Source organism: Paenibacillus lemnae (genome assembly GCF_012933385.1).
In the GTDB taxonomy this organism is placed as follows: Bacteria; Bacillota; Bacilli; order Paenibacillales; family Paenibacillaceae; genus Paenibacillus_AQ; species Paenibacillus_AQ lemnae.
This window is the reverse complement of record NZ_JABBPN010000001.1, coordinates 116,455-134,150: the sequence shown is the minus strand read 5'-3', so window position 1 is coordinate 134,150 and position 17,696 is coordinate 116,455. Positions and strand designations below refer to the sequence as shown.

The following is a 17,696-nucleotide window of genomic DNA, read 5'->3' as shown; positions in this document are numbered from 1 at the left end:
CATGAACTATCGCCAAAATGTCGTGCAGTCTGCCTTATCCTCCAGATTATACTGGATCATCTTCGCAAGTAATTCGTAATCAACCGGATGATTCCACGGGATACGTATTAATTGCTTCGTCTGGTCATAACCAGCCTGACTAATCTCTTCCGAAAAGTGAATCATGCCCGCACTCTCCGGGGATACAGCCATATGCTTTTTTGAGGTACTGAAGCCAATAATGTAGGTTCCGTGATGGGTAAACATAGGCTGATTCCACTTGATCACAGGCACAAGATCCGGGAACTTATGTATAACGCTGGATAAAACCTCTTCCATACGCGCTCGATGCTCCGGGTTATCGATGTTGTTTAAAAATTCGGCAAACACTTCCATGTTATTTCCCCCTTTAAAAGAATGAGCTTCCTAAAATGATATCGGCCTAGCCTGTTAAACAGATTCATTAATTGTGCGTCCTTAGTTTCCATAATAACCGTCTCTGCATTAAGCTTATGAATTACTTCATAGAAATATTTTGAAGGTATAACGACGACTCCCTCCCGCTGAATATGAACGGAATCACAGTTTTGAGGGATCAACGTCTGTATCGTCATACTTGTATTGCTCGCCGTAAACGTGATTCCGTCTAGACGCGCTTGAATATGTACACCCGTAAGTATAGGTATCGGACTGTTTAGAGATACCGCCTTTATAACATGCTGCATGGCGTGGATTAGATTATCCTTGGTTAGTTGAACCCACATTAACCTCATCTCTCCTCAAGCTCGATTTAACGGGAGTAATAGGAATCCAAAATATTGCGAATCACTTCCGACCGGGATTGTTGATGTTCAGTGCCATGTTTTTCAATTTCCGCCCACAGCTCCTCCGGTAAGGTTAATGATATTTTCTTTGTCACACCGATGCTCTTTCGTCCAGAGCCTTCACGTATACCGCCTCTTGTGAACATAAAACCTAACTGCCCCTCTTTATTAGAGACCCCCACTTTGACCGTATTATCGTTGTCCATTCCCACCCTCTTTTCTTTTGATTTAAGTAACCTTAATCAATTTGAATTACTTTTATCATAGCACGAAAGCTGTCCGATTAACAATATTTTCAAGTAAAAAAACGCCAAGAACAGAGGTCATGTTCATTGACGATTCAAATGCAAATCAAACATTTTTGATATAGATAAATACGTTTCCGTAGTACTTCATGAACCTTTTATACTCCGCATTCCCTCTGAGCTCATCATGATCATCTTTCAGCCCCACAGTATCCTGGGTCTGGGTTTCAAATTGAATGAGACGCAGGGGAAACTTAATCACCCCAAAATATAGAGCATTTTCTTGAATAACGTGTTCTGCAGCGAGCAGCGCTTGTTGGGTAAGCAGTAAATAAGACTGGGCCCACTCTTCGAGCATCCCGGCATTCGCGTAGCGTACAGCGGATTCCAGAGTGGGAACATAATTCAAATTCTTGTCTCGGTTCTTGGAGTAAAGAATCTTTTTAATCGAATCCAGGGACAAACAGTATTCGTCCGCAAGTTCTGAAACCGTAAGCCCATGTGCGTACTTATTACGAATCATCTGATTGCGCTTCTGCAGTTGTTCCCGGTAGCCGGTCGTTTCGCCCCAAGCTCTTTTTTCCTCCCCGGAGGGAATATAAAGAAGCTTGCCCGCCGCATATTTCTGAACTTGCTTCAACAGTTCCAATCGAGTAAGAAATCACAGATCCCCGATCTGCTCCAATCCGGAAATCCGAGTGTAGACCTCCCGTCCGTGATCATGATCTCAAAAAATGTATTATTGTTAACCAGATAACGATGCCCTTCACAATAAGGAATTCTGGCTGTCATTTCATTAAAATATTTCTCGAAAAACTCCCGTTCGAGAATCGTGGTATCAAACATCTCTCTCCAATGATACCAGTAGCCCTCCTGATCATCCGCAAAGGTATGGATCAAGAAATCCTCGCAGGATTTATATCCTGTTTTGCACTCTTCATCAAACTCCCCGTAGCCCTCCAAGCCTGCTAGATCAGAAGCATGTATCTCCAACAGTTTATCAAAAAACAATTCATGGTGCGCCGTAAACTGTTCAGGAGTCAGCAGATCTGCGACAAATCCATTCGGCGTTATACTCACCTGTTCCGACAGCAATGATCGAATGACCGTATCCTTACCCATTTTCCATCCCCACTTCCATAAATGATGATCAGGTGCGCATCTGATACAGGTTAAGAATATCATCGATAGTGAGGCGGCATATAGGCCGTATATAGATTAAAGAAGCTTTACATATAGCCCCCCCTTAAACCATAAAGCATTCTACCAGAACAGACCTATATTAAGAGGTTTTTACAAACCCTATGTAGAACATGATATTTTGGTGCAGAGATAGCAAGGCAACCTCTTTCAGTACCTCGTATAGTAAACCTTGAAAGGAGGCTTGGAATATGGATTGGCTGGATCGCATGAACCACGCTATGGATTATATCGAAACTCATCTGACTGAAGCGGTGGATTATGATCAGGCAGCTCTATTGGCCTGCTGTTCCACGTATCATTTTCAGCGTATGTTTTCATTCATCACAAATGTTCCGCTTTCGGAATATATCCGGCGCCGGCGTTTGACTCTTGCTGCATTCGAACTTCAACAAAGCAGTACGAAGATTATTGATATCGCTGCAAAGTATGGTTACGAATCACCAGAAGCTTTTTCCAGAGCGTTCAAAAAAATGCAGGGTGTAATGCCTATATCAGCGCGCGATAAGGGCGTTTCACTAAAAGCCTATCCCCGGCTAACCTTTCATATTTCGATACGGGGTGATGAAGAGATGAATTACAAGATTGAGGATAAAGCAGGATTTGAGATGTTCGGTGTTTCTACTCTGATCCATGCAGATGGCGAGAAGCCATTTGTAGAAATACCTGAATTTTGGAGGCAGCGGATTGCTGATGGCACCGTCGATCGTATTCGTACAGCAGCGGGGCTAGGGGAGAATGGCCAGATTCATGCGGTGTTGTACAACAATGATGGCGAGAAGCTTTCCTATATGATGGGTTATTTCCTGCCCGAAACTGGAGTGCCTAAGGAATTTGAAACCCTGTCTATTCCTCCTCAAACCTACGCGATCTTCTCAACCGGAGTCAATCCTGACGGACAGAATGATATTCACGGATTGTGGAAACGGATCTGGAGTGAATGGTTTCCAAGTTCCAATTACGAATTCGCCAATGGTCCTGAGATGGAAATGACGTATGATCATGGCGGTAATATGTATGAAATGCAAGTATGGATTCCTGTTGTTAAAATGGAAGAGGCCTGAACTAGAAGCGCAAGTGGACTCATCCGTTTTTAATGGAAAAAAGTACAGCGCAGAAAAAAAAGGCACCCCACCCGTGTGCCTTTTTATTCGATACAGAAATTCTCCCGAATGCTTGAACTCGGCTGCAACCTCTTAAAACTTCTCCGGAAACTGTTTAACTATGCCCTCTGTCAGGATATCTGCTAAAGTTCGGATTAGCCTCGCTTAGAAACGTTGCGATATCATCTATCCGCTTCTTTGTTCATCGCCATCGTTGCATGCCATGCCCACAATAATTGCCCCGCATAACAGCATCGCCAGCAGCTCTTTCCTCTTCACACACATCTGCTCCCTTATATACGTGGAATACATAAGGTATTGTATTATGCACACAGCAACGAATTTTATTCGAAAGGAGCTGATTATCTAGCTTCTGTGTAGCTTTTAAAATGGTTCAGAATCGCCTGCCAGCCGGCCTGCTGAAACTCAACGGGATGAGTGCTGTCAGCATCAAAAGTTTCGCTCACCTGTGTGTGATCGCCTTGCTTGGTAAAGGTGATCTCGACCCTTCTCCCATCTTCCATGGTATAGGCTATCGCCTCATGCGGTTTTACGTTGTCATACACTCCCCCAAAATCAAACCCCTGGCTGCCGTCTTTGGCTTCCATTCTGGTCACAAACTTGCCGCCAATCCGCAAATCATTCTCCGCCCGGGGTGCATGCCAATCCTCAGAAGCCTGATTCCATTTCATGATGTGTTCCGGTTCAGTCCAGTACGTCCATACTTTTTCAATCGGTGCCAGAATGACTGCCTCAACGGTTACTTGCGCCTGTTTATTTGATTCCATTTTTGTAACACTCCCCGTTCAATTTAATTGTTTTTATGTTTCTCAATGATATAGACGTCATCCGGGTTCAAAATTCATCGGTATATTTGATCCGGCAGCCCAAATCGAGAAAATAATTTCGTTTTAATAAAATTCTGAACGTGGAGTATTTTCTTATCCTTGATTTCCAAAACGTGAATACCCCATGGGATCAGAATGGATTCATCCTCGCTAGGCATGTACTGCGCAAGGGCAGGATAGCCGCCGTTCACTGTTACTGGAACAAACCTTGAACCCTCACAATGACTTCGGGTAAGGGAGAAAAACTGAAACAAATCGTCCCTGCCGCGGATCCACATGGCGAAAGGCGGCATGGACATACAGCCTTCTTCATGAAATAACGCTACAAGCGCATCGATATCAAATTGTTCGAAGGCTTCCACATACCGTGACAGCAGCTCGTGATCCGGTTCGGCATCCATCTTGCTGAGTTCATCCGATCGGAGCTTGGTTTTATTCATCGACTCTCTGGCTCTTTGCAGTGCGCTGTTAACGGCTGCTGCGGATATCCCTAACGTCTCCGCGATTTGTTTAGAAGACCATTCAAATACATCCTTCAGAATAAGGACCGCCCGCTGGCGGGGAGGCAGGGTTTGTAAGAGTGCGATGAAGCATAGCTGAAGGGTGTCTTTCCGGACGAGTATGTCCTCAGGGTTTTCCCCAAAATCAGGAGCGACCCATACCCAGGAAGAATCCGGCTGCGTTTCATGAGGCACAACCATGGAGACCGCCGGTTCAGTCAGGTCTACAGGAAGAGTACGTCGTTTAGCTTTCCTTAGCTTATCCAGGCATACGTTTGAAGCGATACGGTAAATCCACGTTTTAAAAGACGATTCCTGTCTGAATGAGTCCCAGCTTTGCCAGACCCGGATGCAGGTATCCTGAACAGCATCGTCAGCGTCATCCATCGATCCCAGCATTCTGTAACAAAAAGAGGTTAACTCCGGCCTTAGCCCCTCCAGTAGCTGCAGATCCAATGCTTTCTCGCTCATACCATTTCTCCCCTTACGCAATCCTATTTGACTTCATCGCTATCATTGTGGTTTTCTAAACCGAGTTTTCTCCGCGTGGCCAAGCAAGTATAAGAAAGCAAACGCAGGTATTCTCATAATAGGGGCATGATCCAGTAAACCATAATCTCCCGCATTTTTGGTTACCAATAAAGAGGCCGATGCCAGTTTATCTTTCTTAGACCAATCTACAATAGCCTCGCTCTCTTTTATCTTTGGATTCTCCCGATATTTGATTTCAATCAGAATTTTAGAGTTGGGCATCATCACTACAATATCGATTTCCTTTTGCGAACTAGAATCTCTGTAATATCCAATCTTGGGGTTGAAGTTATAACAGAATGTGCTGATATGCTTATACACAGCGGATTCCACGATCATGCCCATCTGTTCTGGATCCTGAAGCACTTCCTCACCTTGTAAAAGAACAGCATTACGGATAGCCGCATCCGCCAAATAAACCTTCGGTTTTGCTTTCAACTTTTTCCCAGCCATATCAACGGGATAGCCGGTGTAAATAAGATTAGCCAGCTCCAGGAAATGAAGGTATTTCAGAACCGTTGGCCGAGTGATGTCCATGTTATTGGATATAGTTGATACTTCCACAATGTTTCCTGTGGTCATACATAAATATAAAAAAATCCGTTCCAGCTCATCGATATGCCGTACATTAAAAAGAGACACCATGTCTCTTTTTAATGCCTTATCGACAATGTCCTCTCGAATTATTCTTTGCGCATAGGACAGATCGTCACTTTGTGCGATTTCTGGAAACCCGCCAATCAATAAATACCTATGAAAGTGACGCTCCAACGGTTGGAGGCTCCCCATAAGCCCGACTAGTTCCTTGTGACTTAACTCGCTTAACGCTGTCGGTCTGATGTTTTCATCTATTTTCGGGTTCTCAATCCCTCGGAGCTCAAGATATTCATAGAAAGATAAAGTCGGGATCCGAATTTGGACCCAGCGTCCAACCCCGCTTTCCGGCATTTTCTCACTCAGAACCGGGCTTGCTGATCCTGTTGCCATAACTCGGTACGAAGGGTTGTTATCATATATCGTCTTTAACCACCCATTCCAATCCTGGGCATATTGAATCTCGTCCAAAAACAAGTGAACACCTTCGTCGATGGCTATATTGTTGATAAAAATTTTCAGGATTCGGTCTATATCAGAAACTTTAAGAATGGGATGATCAAAAGAAACATAAAGAATATTCTTTGATTGTACCCCCAATTCCAGTACCTCTTGTATGGTCTGATACAGGATGGTTGATTTTCCCACTCGACGTGGTCCTGTTAATATGACATGCCTCCGAATCGTTGTGTGCTCGAAACTTTGTTTGGCATCATAGTATGCGAATCGTTTTACAGGTTTGGCGAAATCCTCAGGAACTTCACCTATTTCCCACCACCTGTTATACCCTCTTAATACTTGCAGGATATTCTCATCCGTAATCAAATTCTTCATGCTCCAACCCCCTCTCACACTTATTATTATAATATCGACCTAAAAATGTAAAGTATACTTTATACTTTTAGGTATATTTATTAATACTAAGATATTTTATTGAGAATAAAGTATCCAGCTTAAGCTTTCCACCATGATGAAAAAGGAACGGTAAACGCTCCATCTAACGGGAATGTTTCACCAATTTTAGGCGTAATTAATGTAACGTTTGCTTCGTCTGCCTTTTGCAAGGCTCGTTCTATCGGGTCTGTCCAGCTGTGATATGCAAGGGTGAACGCTCCCCAATGAACTAACATCATACGCTCACCCTGAACATCTAGATGAGCCTGAACCGCTTCTTCGGGTGTCATATGTACCCAGGACCATCGTTCGTCATATTGGCCGCCTTCAATTAGGGTCAGGTTAAAGGGACCATACTTCTGCCCGATCTCCTTAAAATGTGAGCCGTATCCGCCATCTCCGCTGGTATAGAAGCGAGTACGTGCTCCAAGAATAACCCAACCGCCCCACAAGGTTGTATCTTTATTCAAAATCCCCCGGCCCGAAAAATGTTTCGAAGGCGTTAGAGCCATCGTTAATCCTTGAAACGTCACTTCATCCCACCAATTGAGCTCTGTTATTTTGTCCTTTGCCACTCCCCACCTGTTGAGGTGAGCACCTACGCCATGAGGAACGAAAAAATGTTCTACCTTGCTTTTCAATCTCTTAATGGATGGATAATCTAAATGGTCGTAATGGTCATGTGTAATCAACACCGCATCTATAAATGGCGTGTCATCTATAAATGGCGTGTCATCAATAAAATGGAGCATACTCTGACTGTACCGCTTACTGCCTGCAAAGGAAACCGGTGAAGCAACGGGTCCTAACATGGGATCTACGAACAGCTTTTTGTTATCTATACTGAGCAGAAAAGCAGAATGCCCGAACCAGGTTAAGCTATCTTCTTCGCTGTTTATTTTGTTCCAATCGATGTCCGGAACCTGGATCGGACTGCTGGGTCTGCGATCTTTTCCTCCTGAAATGGATTCCTTGATCATATAGAGGGCGTCCCTGGAACTCATGTTCATCTTGGTTGGAACCTGATTCACAAATCTCCCGTTAGAGAAATTATCCAACCCGCTGTACACCTGTTTTTGTTCTTTAGCTGGACTGCCGCCAAACGTTGGGTGTATGGCTATAAACAATACAGCGGCAAGAATGACCAGAGCTATAAAGAGGAATAAATAAAGCATTATTTTTGTCATTCCTTCCCATGAGTTTAAGAGCATATAAATATCTATTCAGATATTTATATAGTAGCTTATCTCTCGGCTGAACGTAAATCAAAGCACTCCCGAATACGAAAAAACCGCTTCTCTCGTCAAAGGGCTCAGCCCTTCACGAAAGAAGCGGTTGTGTATTAGCGGATTACTTAATGACGACGTAATCCAGGTTCACGAGCTTGGCGTAGGTGACGATCTGGTCTGTCGTTAGATTGAGCGACACCACGGTATGGTGGCCGCCGCCATTCTCGATCCAGGCCTTCACGCCATCCTGGAAGTTCGGTTTTACTTGCCACAGGACGCGGGCGACCGGAAGCTTGGGAGCGGGAACATTCGGCTCGAATGCGGTAACTTCATTGATCAGCAGCTTATAATGAGTGCCGAAGTCTGCCATGGATACCACCACGCCATCGCCGGCTTTGCCATCGAATACAAGACGTGCCGGGTCTTCACGGTCGCCGATGCCGAGCTGTGACACCACAATTCTCGGCTTGCTGCTTGCGAGTGACGGATCGACCTCCAGCATATGGGACTGCAGGATCGCTTCCTGACCTTCTGCCATCTCGTACGTGTAATCCTCCATAAAGCCGGTATTCTGATTACGGCTCATGACTTTCAGCAGACGGTCCAGCGCCGCTGTCTTCCAGTCGCCTTCGCCGGCAAATCCGTAACCCTGCGCCATCAGGCGCTGGACGGCAAGGCCTGGCAGCTGCTTCATGCCATACAAATCCTCGAAGTTCGTCGTAAAGGCATTGTACCCTTTGTCATCCAGGAAACGTTTGATGGCAATCTCATAGCTTGCCTGGACTCTGACGCTGCCTTCCCAGTCTTCCTTGCTGTACGTGCCGTAATCAAAATCATAAAGCTCGGCATATTGAGCCATAAGATCATCGATTTCTTTTTCCGAGACAGCATCTACGTACTGCACCAAATCACCAATGCCATAATAGTCCACGGTCCAGCCGAACTGAATTTGAGCTTCAACCTTGTCGCCTTCGGTAACGCCAACATTACGCATATTGTCGCCGAAACGAGCAACTTTGATATTAAAGCTTTCGTTATAAGCAACCGCCACATCCATCCAATCTGCAATCTGGCGCTGCACTTCCGGGCGTTCCCAGTAGCCGACAACAATTTTGTTCTGCTTGTTCAGGCGGGCATTGATGAAGCCGTACTCGCGGTCACCGTGAGCCGCCTGGTTCAGGTTCATGAAGTCCATGTCAATGGTAGCCCAAGGGATGCTTTCATTGTACTGGGTGGCCAGATGAAGCAGCGGCTTCTGAAGCAGCTTTGTGCCGCGGATCCACATTTTTGCAGGTGAGAATGTATGCATCCATGTGATGATCCCCGCTACCTCGTCGCGATAGTTGGCTTCTTTCATGATGTTCGTGATCTTGTCCGCAGTGACAGCCAGATCCTGCAGCACGACTTTATAAGGGAGCACACCGCTGTTGTTCAGGGCATCTGTCATTTTTTGAGCATGAGCCGTTACTTCACCCAGCGCTTCTTCTCCGTACAAATGCTGTGAACCGACGACAAACCAAAACTGTTTTGCTGCTGTTACTGTCAATGGGATCAACCTCTTTCTTCATTTAGGATTGGATAACGCTATGATTTCTGTCCGTAATACGCATCTTTCCCGTGCTTCCGCAGATAGTGCTTATCCAGAATGCCTTGAGGCAGTTCTTTGGCAAAATGGTTCAGCTGCCGCGCGTACAAATTCATTCTGCACACTTCCTCCAGCACAACGCTGTTCACGACAGCGGACTGTACGTCTTTTCCCCAGGTGAATGGCGCATGTCCCTGCAGCAAAACGGCCGGGATGGCCATCACGTCTAATCCGCGCTTCTCGAACGTCTCGATAATCACGTTCCCCGTCTCCGCTTCGTACCCACGGTCAATCTCTTCCTGTGTCAGGAAACGTGCGCACGGTATGGCGCCATAGAAGGTGTCCGCATGTGTCGTCCCCATAACAGGCACATCCAGTCCCGCCTGCGCCCAGATTGTGGCCCAACTGGAGTGCGTATGCACAATGCCGCCAATCTGCTCAAAATGCTTATACAGCACGGCGTGCGTCGCGGTATCGGAGGAGGGCCTCATCTCTCCTTCGACCACATTCCCGTCCAGATCCATCACGACCATATCGCTCGGCTTCATCTGTTCATAGCTGACGCCGCTCGGTTTAATAACGAACAGACCGCTTTCCCGATCGATCGCGCTTGCATTGCCCCACGTGAACTTCACGAGGCCATGCTTCGGCAGCTCCAAATTCGCTTCATAGACCTGTTCTTTTAGCTGCTCTAACATTTCTTAACCCCTCCCGTTCTCTACCAGATGGTCGACAGCCGCCTGTTCAATGGCCAGGCCTGCTTCATAACGCTTGATGAACGCCCCGAACCCTTCGACATCACGCTGCTCCGGATCCAGCTTTTGTCCCTCAGCATCTTTAAAGACGGTCTGCTCAAGGTACTCCTCCAGCTTCTCTTCCGGACCTTTGCCTGTCATGTAAGAAGCCAGAAGCGCCATACCCCATGCCCCGCCTTCGCCAGCCGTAGACATGACCGAGATCGGTACGTTCAGCGCCGCGGCTAACATCTTCTGTCCAACGACAGGTGTTTTGAAAAGACCGCCATGAGCCAGGATACTGTCAATCGCTACCTGTTCGTTTTCTGTCAAAATGTCCATGCCGATCTTCAATGCTCCGAAAGCGGTGAACAAGTGCGTTCGCATAAAGTTCGCCAGCGTAAATCGGCTTTCCGGTGAGCGAACGAACAGCGGTCTGCCTTGATCGATCCCTGTGATGTTCTCGCCGGAGAGATAACCGTAGCTCAGCAGCCCGCCGCCATCGGGGTCAGCTTCCAGCGCTTTATTCAGCAGCACGCTGAACAATTTGCCGGAATCTGCGCTGAATCCCATCGCCTCGGAAAATTCACGGAACAGTCCCATCCAGGCATTCAGATCACTGGAGCAGTTGTTGGCATGCACCATGCCGACCGGACTGCCATTCGGTGTCGTGACCATATCGATTTCTGGATACACCTTAGATAATTCCTTCTCCAGTACGATCATGGCAAAAACCGAAGTACCCACGGAGACGTTGCCTGTGCGCTTTCGGACACTGTTCGTCGCCACCATGCCTGTTCCGGCATCGCCTTCCGGCGGACAGAGCGGAATGCCTGGCTGAAGCATTCCGGTAGGATCGAGAATGGCCGCTCCCTCTGCCGTCAGCTCACCAGCCTGCTCGCCGGCGAGACACACTCGGGGAAGGAGCTGTTCCAGCTTCCACGGATAGCCCCGGTCCGCGATTAATTCATCGAACTGCTTCACCATCGCTGGATGGTAGTTATGGGCTGCTTCATCTATAGGAAAAACACCGGAAGCATCGCCGATGCCGATCGCTTTATTGCCAGTCAGCAGCCAGTGGATATACCCGGCTAACGTCGTGACAAAATCAACGCGCGGCACGTGCTCCTCTTGATCTAATATCGCTTGGTATAAATGGGCGATACTCCAGCGCTCGGGAATATTAAATTGGAACAAGTCCGTTAGCTCCCTTGCTGCCGCGCCCGTCGTTGCATTGCGCCAGGTCCGAAACGGCACAAGCAGCTCCCCTGTGCTGTCGAATGCCAGATAACCGTGCATCATGGCGGAGAAGCCGATCGAACCAACGGTCTCCAGAGAAACACCGTACTCCCGTTCCACTTCCTGTTTCAGCTCACGATAAGCGGTTTGAAGACCTGTAATCATATCTTCCTGGTTATATGTCCAAAATCCGTCCTTCAACAGATTCTCCCATTCAAAACTGCCGGATGCGATGGTCTCAAAACGGCGATCGATCAGCACTGCCTTAATCCGCGTAGATCCGAACTCGATACCCAGCGAGGTTTCTCCCCTGGTTATCGCCTCTTTCACGTCCACTTGACTCATACACGTTATCCCCTCTCTGTTCGCGGTTTGCACAGAAATCAAAAATCCGGTACGGACTGCTTTCTTGATAAATCGGCCAATTGAGTAGACAACCGACATGCCTTGACCGTGAGAATGCGGTTTCATTTTCCAACAGCACCAGTATAATTTCTGTACGTACATTTGTCAACGAGGTTTAAGAGTTATACTGACATGATTTGATAAGGCGTTACAATCACTTGTGACCATCGCCGCAGGAGGCAAAACTTACCGGGTATTCTGCACCTTAAAGCTAATAACCTGCGACGCTGCACTTGCATTTCACTCACCTTATGCTAGAATATGTACGCACAACTTTATATTTTTGAACAATTGTGAAAGAAGTGGACATGATGAAGCCGAAATACCAGCTTATAATAGAAGATATTAAAAAAGACATCCTCTCTGGGACATACAAGGTTGGCGAGAAGATCCCTTCAGAGATCGTTTTGCAGGAAAGCTATCAGGTTAGCCGGCAGACGGTTCGAAAAGCCATTCTGGATTTGTCCAACGAAGGGTATTTGCGAAGTGAGCGAGGATCCGGCACCTACGTCAGCAGCCAATACCGGTCCAAAGCGGGGGCCAAGACCACCAATAAGACGATCGGCGTCATCACGACTTACATCTCGGATTACATCTTTCCCTCCATTATTCGCGGCATTGAGAGCCGGTTGAATGAAGACAACTATTCCCTGCTGTTAGCCAGCACGAATAATGATATTACACGGGAGAGAAAAGCGCTCGAAATGATGATGTCCTACGGCGTGGACGGACTGATTGTTGAGCCGACCCGAAGCAATGTGTACAACCCCAATATCGCCTACTACCTGTCCTGCAAGGAGCAGGAGCTGCCTTTTGTTATGATCAATGCCTATTATGAAGAATTAGAGGTTCCGTTCTTCTGTCTTGATGACGTGCAGTCCAGCTATCTCGGCACACGGGAGCTGATCAGCAAAGGGCATACTCAGATCGGCATTATCTCGAAGATGGATGATCTGCAGGGGAAGCTGCGTATGAAGGGGTTCATCAAAGCGCTGGGAGAAGCCAAATTACGTTTCCAGAACGAGCATGTACTTTCTTTTGATACCGATACGAAGCCGGACTTGTCTGCTAACCTGGAAACGTATCTGAACGACAATCGGGATGAATTGACCGCGCTGGTCTGCTACAACGATGAGGTGGGGCTGGAAGTGGTAAACGTCTGCCGAAAACTGGACATTTCCATTCCGGACGATTTATCCATTGTCGGCCAGGACAATTCCTACATCGCCAAGAACGCGAATATTCAGCTCACGACGCTCACTCACCCTCAAGAACAAATGGGACGCGACGCGGCCGATTGGATCATTAAACATTTACAGGGCAAAAAGGATTTGTCCACGGTTACCTACTACCAGCCTGAATTCATTGAAGGTGAAACCGTGAAAGCGATCGAGGTGGAGTAGCGGCGGATGTCTGGCTTTACTCTGGCGATTCCGGCCAGCGGCAAGTGCTGATGGGCCGGCAGCCGCTTCGCTTTTAGGGATCGGCCTGCGCCTGCTAGCATGACAGCATTAAGATAACCGCGGCACCTTCGCTCTTCCGTACCGGCTTCCAGGCATCAGTAACCGAAACCCTTGTCGCTCTTCTACCGGCTTCCAGGCAAAAATGACTGCACCATTGTCGCACTCCTGTACCGGCCTGCTAGCATCAGTGACCCCACCATCTTCGCTTCTGTACCGGTCTCCCAGGAAATAAGACTGATTTTCACGCTTATTTACCTCGAAACAGGCGAAATTTCAGGGTTAAGATTGATTTTCAATCTTAAAGCTGCGACTTCTGCTCATTTTTCGTCTGATTTGTGATAATCTGCTAATTTAAGATTGATTTTCACGCTTAAACTCCGTGAAGCAGGGAAATTGGAAGAAATAAGACTGATTTTCAAGCTTATCTTGTGAGATTCGCCATTCGCCCGCCCAAATGCACTCATGTTGCTTGCAGGCCATGGCATTCTTCCTGTTATGCTAGAAGCCCCTCCACCGCTAAGGTCGAAGGGGCTTTTTCGATGGGTGCAGCAGTCGGGAGAAACATTGCTTTAGGTCGCGCTGCACGCTGTCCGCCCGTTTATTTTAATACCCCAATCACTTTACCATTGATCAAGACGTCCTCGCGCTTCATCTGGATAGGCTCATAGCTGCTGTTTTCTGAGATGAGAAGCACGGAATCGCCCATGAGCATGAACTTTTTCATCGTGGCTTCCTGATCTATAATCGCAATGACGATATCTCCGTTAGACGCCGTGTTCTGCCGGTGCACAATAACTTGATCGCCCTTATCAATACCGGCGTTTATCATACTGTCGCCCGTTACGATTAAAGCAAAGGTATCTTGTTTTGCATAGATCCAATCTAGGGGTACGCATAACTCTCTCACATACTGCTCATGCACTGTAATGGGCACCCCAGCCGCTACATTGCCGACCACCGGGATCATGACTTTGCTGTCGCAATCGACATACAGCCCATTCTCAGCATCACTGACTTCAATATCCTCGTTATCCTCTAAGTCTGCTGCATATACATATTTTTTCCCATTCTTCAGGTTCCAGTACAGTCTGCGGCCTCTTGTCTCGGGAAGAAATTGCGGCTGGAAAGGCGGCAGATCATTTAGTGTCCCACCTTCGCGATCTAAACACTTCACCTCTAAAGCGTCTGTCACAATCCCGTACCGTACCTTTGGAACGACATCCATATATGATTTCAGCTGGAGGCTTGCGTCCTCGATCCCTGCGCCAAATTGCTTCACCTCAGCAAAAATATAAGGGATTTTCTCTCCATTCACATAAATGCTGACGACCAGATCAACATATCCTTTCCTGGAAAATTGCTGTACGGGATACTCGAACTGAATCAGCTCTAAGGGATATTTGTATGTTTGCTGAAGCTCTTTAAGCAGCCATTGACGTACTACCTCTTCTTTTGCATTCACGTCCATAATCTGATCCACCAGCTGGTAGTTCTGAATTCCAGTCGACTGAAATGGTTTTAGCTTGCAATCACGTTTGATTCTTAAATTCTCGACATTTAGCTCTTTTATAAATTTGGAAGGCTTTCTTACAGATGACATGTACAGAAGCTCATTGGCCCGTGTCATGCCAACATAAAGCAGCTTGCGTTCTTCAGAGTCAAATGTGTCTTCATCATCAAAATCATACAGTCGGTCATTCGGAATGATCCCTTCATTAAGGTCAATAAGGAAGATAACCTTAAATTCCAATCCTTTAATAGAGTGCATGGTAACTAATTTAATGCTGTCCGATTCAAAATCAGGCACAGACGCATTCAAGATCTCAGAAGGAAGGCCGTACTCCGCTAATGCAGAACAAACGCTTTCAATCAGACGCTTTTCACGCCCAACAATGCAAATATCGGAATAGCTGTAATCATTCAACAAGCTGTTTATTTCTCCAACCAAGTACGAAAGCTGCCCGTCGCTTGTCATAAAAAAACGATAGATCGGCGGGTGCCCATGTCTGTCAATTAAGGAAGGCTTGACGAAGTCAACATTGTTCCTGATGTTGGCATCGCACTCAATAAGATCATAGGCCGCCGTTGAGATTTCCGTTGTCGTTCGGTAATTTTTCGTCAGTATTCTTGACTTTCCGCTCATATCGTACCCAATGGACGTATAGGGACGCCCTTTGCCCAGCCAGGACTGGGAGTATATACTCTGCGTGTTATCTGCCACAAACATGATGGATGAATGCTTTTTTTCGTGATAAATACAGGTTAAGAAATCCAGCTGCACCTTCGTTAAATCCTGACTTTCATCAATAATAATGTGAGTGTATTTCCCATAATTCATCTGCTGTGCTTCTTGTAAGGCCAGAAGATTCATCTGCTTAAACGTAATAAACCCCTCTTGCATGAGCATATGATTGAAGGTCTCCATTAAATCGAATATAGCAGCACGCACTTCTGAGTTTTTTAGCAGCTTTTGTGGTGTTCCGCCCCCGCCTGTCGCCCGGCCAATCCGATCTATATTTTGATACGTCTCTGCGTCTGTAATATGACATGCATTAATCCATGCCACTTCGTCCCGTAAGAAACTGCTATTCTTGGGAGACAGGATTTTGCTTCCAGGATACTGATTTGCCACAAGCTGAATGGCTTTCAGCATAATCTGGTTTTCAACATGGCCTGAAGCCACTTGAAGTGATTGCTTCGTTCGATTTTGATAATTTATATAATACCGATACATCAGACTGTCTATGGTCGTAATTTCCACTTCAGGATTAGGTGTGAACCACAGCTCAGACTGCTGCACCTCTTCCCCTTCCACAAACTTATCATATTGATATTTAATAAAGTTCAGCAGTGTCTTGTTATATGTAACCAGTAAAATTTTATCATCCGCTTCATGGCAGTAATGACGATGTAAAAAAGAGATTCGGCGGATCGACACCGTTGTTTTCCCGGAACCAGCGACTCCCTTGATCATCATATGCCCACTTGGCTCCAGCTCGACAATTCGCCTTTGCTCCATATTAAGCTTCACGTTTGCTGCCTCCTTCTTACCGCTGTAACTTGACGAAAGACCTATTTATGTACTCATGCATGCAGAATCTTCCCTATTATACCAGGAAAAAAGACATATATAATCTAGTTCTGCGTATTTTGTGGTGATTTTTGTCAACACTCCTGCAGCTGCAACTATTAACACAAAAAGCAATGCACCACTCCCATCGGGACCAGCACATTGCTCCTGCCTATCAGCGTGTATAATATTAAACCAGCTTATCCACGTTGTACTTTGCGCCCAGCTTGTTCGCTGCATAAACTTCGTAAATCTCCCGCTCCACGGGATCCTCGACGATGTACACCTCTATTTTCACGACTTCATTTCTATGGTTCTTCATAGGCGAGACGGTATCTTCAAAATGCTTCTTGATCCGCTGCCGCAGCTTCCGGGCCTTCCCGACAAAGAGCAGCTCATCCTGGTTGTTGTAGAACATGAAGATGCCGCCTTTTTCCCTGGTGATCAGGTGGAAATCGGTGAAGCCGTAAATGTGACTTAATTCAGGATTTTCCTGCTTGTGAATAGTGACTTCTGGTGTTGGAATTGTAATGGTTATCAACTTTTATCACGTCCTCTTTACGTATAGAATGATATCGTAGCATAGATGCCTGGCGCTCGTCTCCCATTATTCAAATGAGCCAAATAATTCCCGAAGATAATCCCTTCGTCCATGCAGTATGCGGTGGATAATTATGTTTTCTTGAACAACTCGGTAGAAGACCAGATAAGGATGGACTACAATAAAACGATACCCCCGTTGAACAAGAGTATAGCGATCTTCCGACAAGACAGATCCCATTTCAGGGAAGTCCGCCAGACTCGAAATGTGATGGTCTAACTTTTGCAGCAAATGTTCAGCAGCGTTAACGTCATCACTGGATATATACGAAAAAATTTCATCAATGTCATCGACCGCCGCAGGCGTATATTTGACCTTATTCTTTGGCGGCATTGATTTTCCTCCGTGCCCTTGCCATGACTTGTTCATGGTCAAGTAACGGTTCCCCTTCAGCAATCTGTTTCTCTGCTGCCAACAGCTTGGATTGGAGCTTAATGCGAGCCTCCATCCGTCTGTAAGCTTCATGACTCATAACCACTAAATCAGCTTCACCATTCCGAGTTAATACAACCGGCTCATCAAGTTCGTGGCAATATTTAGAAAACCCGTTGTAATCCTGTCGAATGGTCGTGGACGGCTTAATATTCATTTCATTTCGCTCCTTTGAAATGATATAATTCTGACGATATTATATCATTATTATACTCCTCTT

At 46.3% G+C, this 17,696-nt stretch carries 18 protein-coding genes; 2 read left to right on the top strand and 16 right to left on the bottom strand.

All coding sequences use genetic code 11. The features are described 5' to 3' along the window. Positions 1–6: 6 nt before the first annotated feature. The 5 genes from HII30_RS00635 to HII30_RS00615 form a co-directional block, all read right to left on the bottom strand. On the bottom strand, positions 7–375 hold the full coding sequence (locus tag HII30_RS00635; protein ID WP_169502992.1) for an iron chaperone: 369 nt from the start codon (positions 373–375) through the stop codon (positions 7–9). Next, positions 351–743: a hypothetical protein gene (locus HII30_RS21975; protein WP_169502991.1), complete on the bottom strand. Its 393-nt coding sequence runs from the start codon at positions 741–743 to the stop codon at positions 351–353. Before HII30_RS21975 ends, HII30_RS00635 begins: the two co-directional genes overlap by 25 nt. Positions 744–769: 26 nt before the next feature. Continuing rightward, positions 770–1,009 (bottom strand): ribbon-helix-helix domain-containing protein, encoded by a 240-nt coding sequence (locus HII30_RS00625; RefSeq protein ID WP_169502990.1) that lies wholly within the window; start codon positions 1,007–1,009, stop codon positions 770–772. 145 nt (positions 1,010–1,154) lie between these two features. Continuing rightward, positions 1,155–1,697, bottom strand: a complete 543-nt coding sequence (locus HII30_RS21420) for a CD3324 family protein (protein ID WP_211184350.1) — start codon at positions 1,695–1,697, stop codon at positions 1,155–1,157. After that, a complete protein-coding gene (locus HII30_RS00615) occupies positions 1,685–2,170 on the bottom strand; it encodes a hypothetical protein (protein WP_211184349.1) in 486 nt (161 codons plus the stop codon). The genes HII30_RS21420 and HII30_RS00615 overlap by 13 nt, the downstream gene beginning before the upstream one ends. A gap of 269 nt (positions 2,171–2,439) precedes the next feature. Here HII30_RS00615 and HII30_RS00610 point away from each other — a divergent pair, with 269 nt between their 5' ends. Further along, positions 2,440–3,312: an AraC family transcriptional regulator gene (locus HII30_RS00610; protein WP_169502989.1), complete on the top strand. Its 873-nt coding sequence runs from the start codon at positions 2,440–2,442 to the stop codon at positions 3,310–3,312. 401 nt (positions 3,313–3,713) lie between these two features. Here HII30_RS00610 and HII30_RS00605 read toward each other — a convergent pair whose 3' ends face one another. The 7 genes from HII30_RS00605 to HII30_RS00575 all read right to left on the bottom strand — a co-directional run bounded on the left by HII30_RS00605 (position 3,714) and on the right by HII30_RS00575 (position 11,850). Beyond that, complete coding sequence (locus HII30_RS00605; RefSeq protein ID WP_169502988.1) at positions 3,714–4,139, bottom strand: SRPBCC family protein; 426 nt, start codon at positions 4,137–4,139, stop codon at positions 3,714–3,716. 74 nt (positions 4,140–4,213) lie between these two features. Next, the gene (locus tag HII30_RS00600; protein ID WP_169502987.1) at positions 4,214–5,170 is read right to left on the bottom strand and encodes a sigma-70 family RNA polymerase sigma factor; all 957 of its coding nucleotides are present in this window, start codon (positions 5,168–5,170) and stop codon (positions 4,214–4,216) included. Between the two features lie 42 nt (positions 5,171–5,212). Beyond that, positions 5,213–6,658 (bottom strand): ATP-binding protein, encoded by a 1,446-nt coding sequence (locus tag HII30_RS00595; RefSeq protein ID WP_169502986.1) that lies wholly within the window; start codon positions 6,656–6,658, stop codon positions 5,213–5,215. Positions 6,659–6,777: 119 nt separating this feature from the next. Beyond that, a complete protein-coding gene (locus tag HII30_RS00590; RefSeq protein ID WP_169502985.1) occupies positions 6,778–7,893 on the bottom strand; it encodes an MBL fold metallo-hydrolase in 1,116 nt (371 codons plus the stop codon). Positions 7,894–8,068: 175 nt separating this feature from the next. Further along, complete coding sequence (gene araA / locus HII30_RS00585) at positions 8,069–9,493, bottom strand: L-arabinose isomerase (RefSeq protein ID WP_169502984.1); 1,425 nt, start codon at positions 9,491–9,493, stop codon at positions 8,069–8,071. A 38-nt stretch (positions 9,494–9,531) separates the two neighbouring features. Beyond that, the gene (locus HII30_RS00580) at positions 9,532–10,230 is read right to left on the bottom strand and encodes an L-ribulose-5-phosphate 4-epimerase (protein WP_169502983.1); all 699 of its coding nucleotides are present in this window, start codon (positions 10,228–10,230) and stop codon (positions 9,532–9,534) included. A 3-nt stretch (positions 10,231–10,233) separates the two neighbouring features. After that, positions 10,234–11,850: a xylulokinase gene (locus HII30_RS00575; protein ID WP_169502982.1), complete on the bottom strand. Its 1,617-nt coding sequence runs from the start codon at positions 11,848–11,850 to the stop codon at positions 10,234–10,236. A 371-nt stretch (positions 11,851–12,221) separates the two neighbouring features. Between HII30_RS00575 and HII30_RS00570 the strand changes: the two genes are divergently transcribed. Then, the gene (locus HII30_RS00570; protein WP_169502981.1) at positions 12,222–13,313 is read left to right on the top strand and encodes a GntR family transcriptional regulator; all 1,092 of its coding nucleotides are present in this window, start codon (positions 12,222–12,224) and stop codon (positions 13,311–13,313) included. Between the two features lie 658 nt (positions 13,314–13,971). Here the strand turns inward: HII30_RS00570 and lexA are convergent. The 4 genes from lexA to HII30_RS00550 form a co-directional block, all read right to left on the bottom strand. After that, positions 13,972–16,404 carry a transcriptional repressor LexA gene (lexA, locus tag HII30_RS00565; RefSeq protein WP_169502980.1) on the bottom strand — a complete coding sequence of 811 codons (2,433 nt, stop codon included), beginning with the start codon at positions 16,402–16,404 and terminating at the stop codon, positions 13,972–13,974. A gap of 229 nt (positions 16,405–16,633) precedes the next feature. Beyond that, positions 16,634–16,984, bottom strand: a complete 351-nt coding sequence (locus tag HII30_RS00560; protein WP_169502979.1) for a nucleotide excision repair endonuclease — start codon at positions 16,982–16,984, stop codon at positions 16,634–16,636. 66 nt (positions 16,985–17,050) lie between these two features. Further along, positions 17,051–17,413, bottom strand: a complete 363-nt coding sequence (locus HII30_RS00555) for a type II toxin-antitoxin system RelE/ParE family toxin (protein WP_246245896.1) — start codon at positions 17,411–17,413, stop codon at positions 17,051–17,053. Then, a complete protein-coding gene (locus HII30_RS00550) occupies positions 17,361–17,633 on the bottom strand; it encodes a type II toxin-antitoxin system Phd/YefM family antitoxin (protein WP_169502978.1) in 273 nt (90 codons plus the stop codon). The genes HII30_RS00555 and HII30_RS00550 overlap by 53 nt, the downstream gene beginning before the upstream one ends. Positions 17,634–17,696 lie beyond the last annotated feature (63 nt).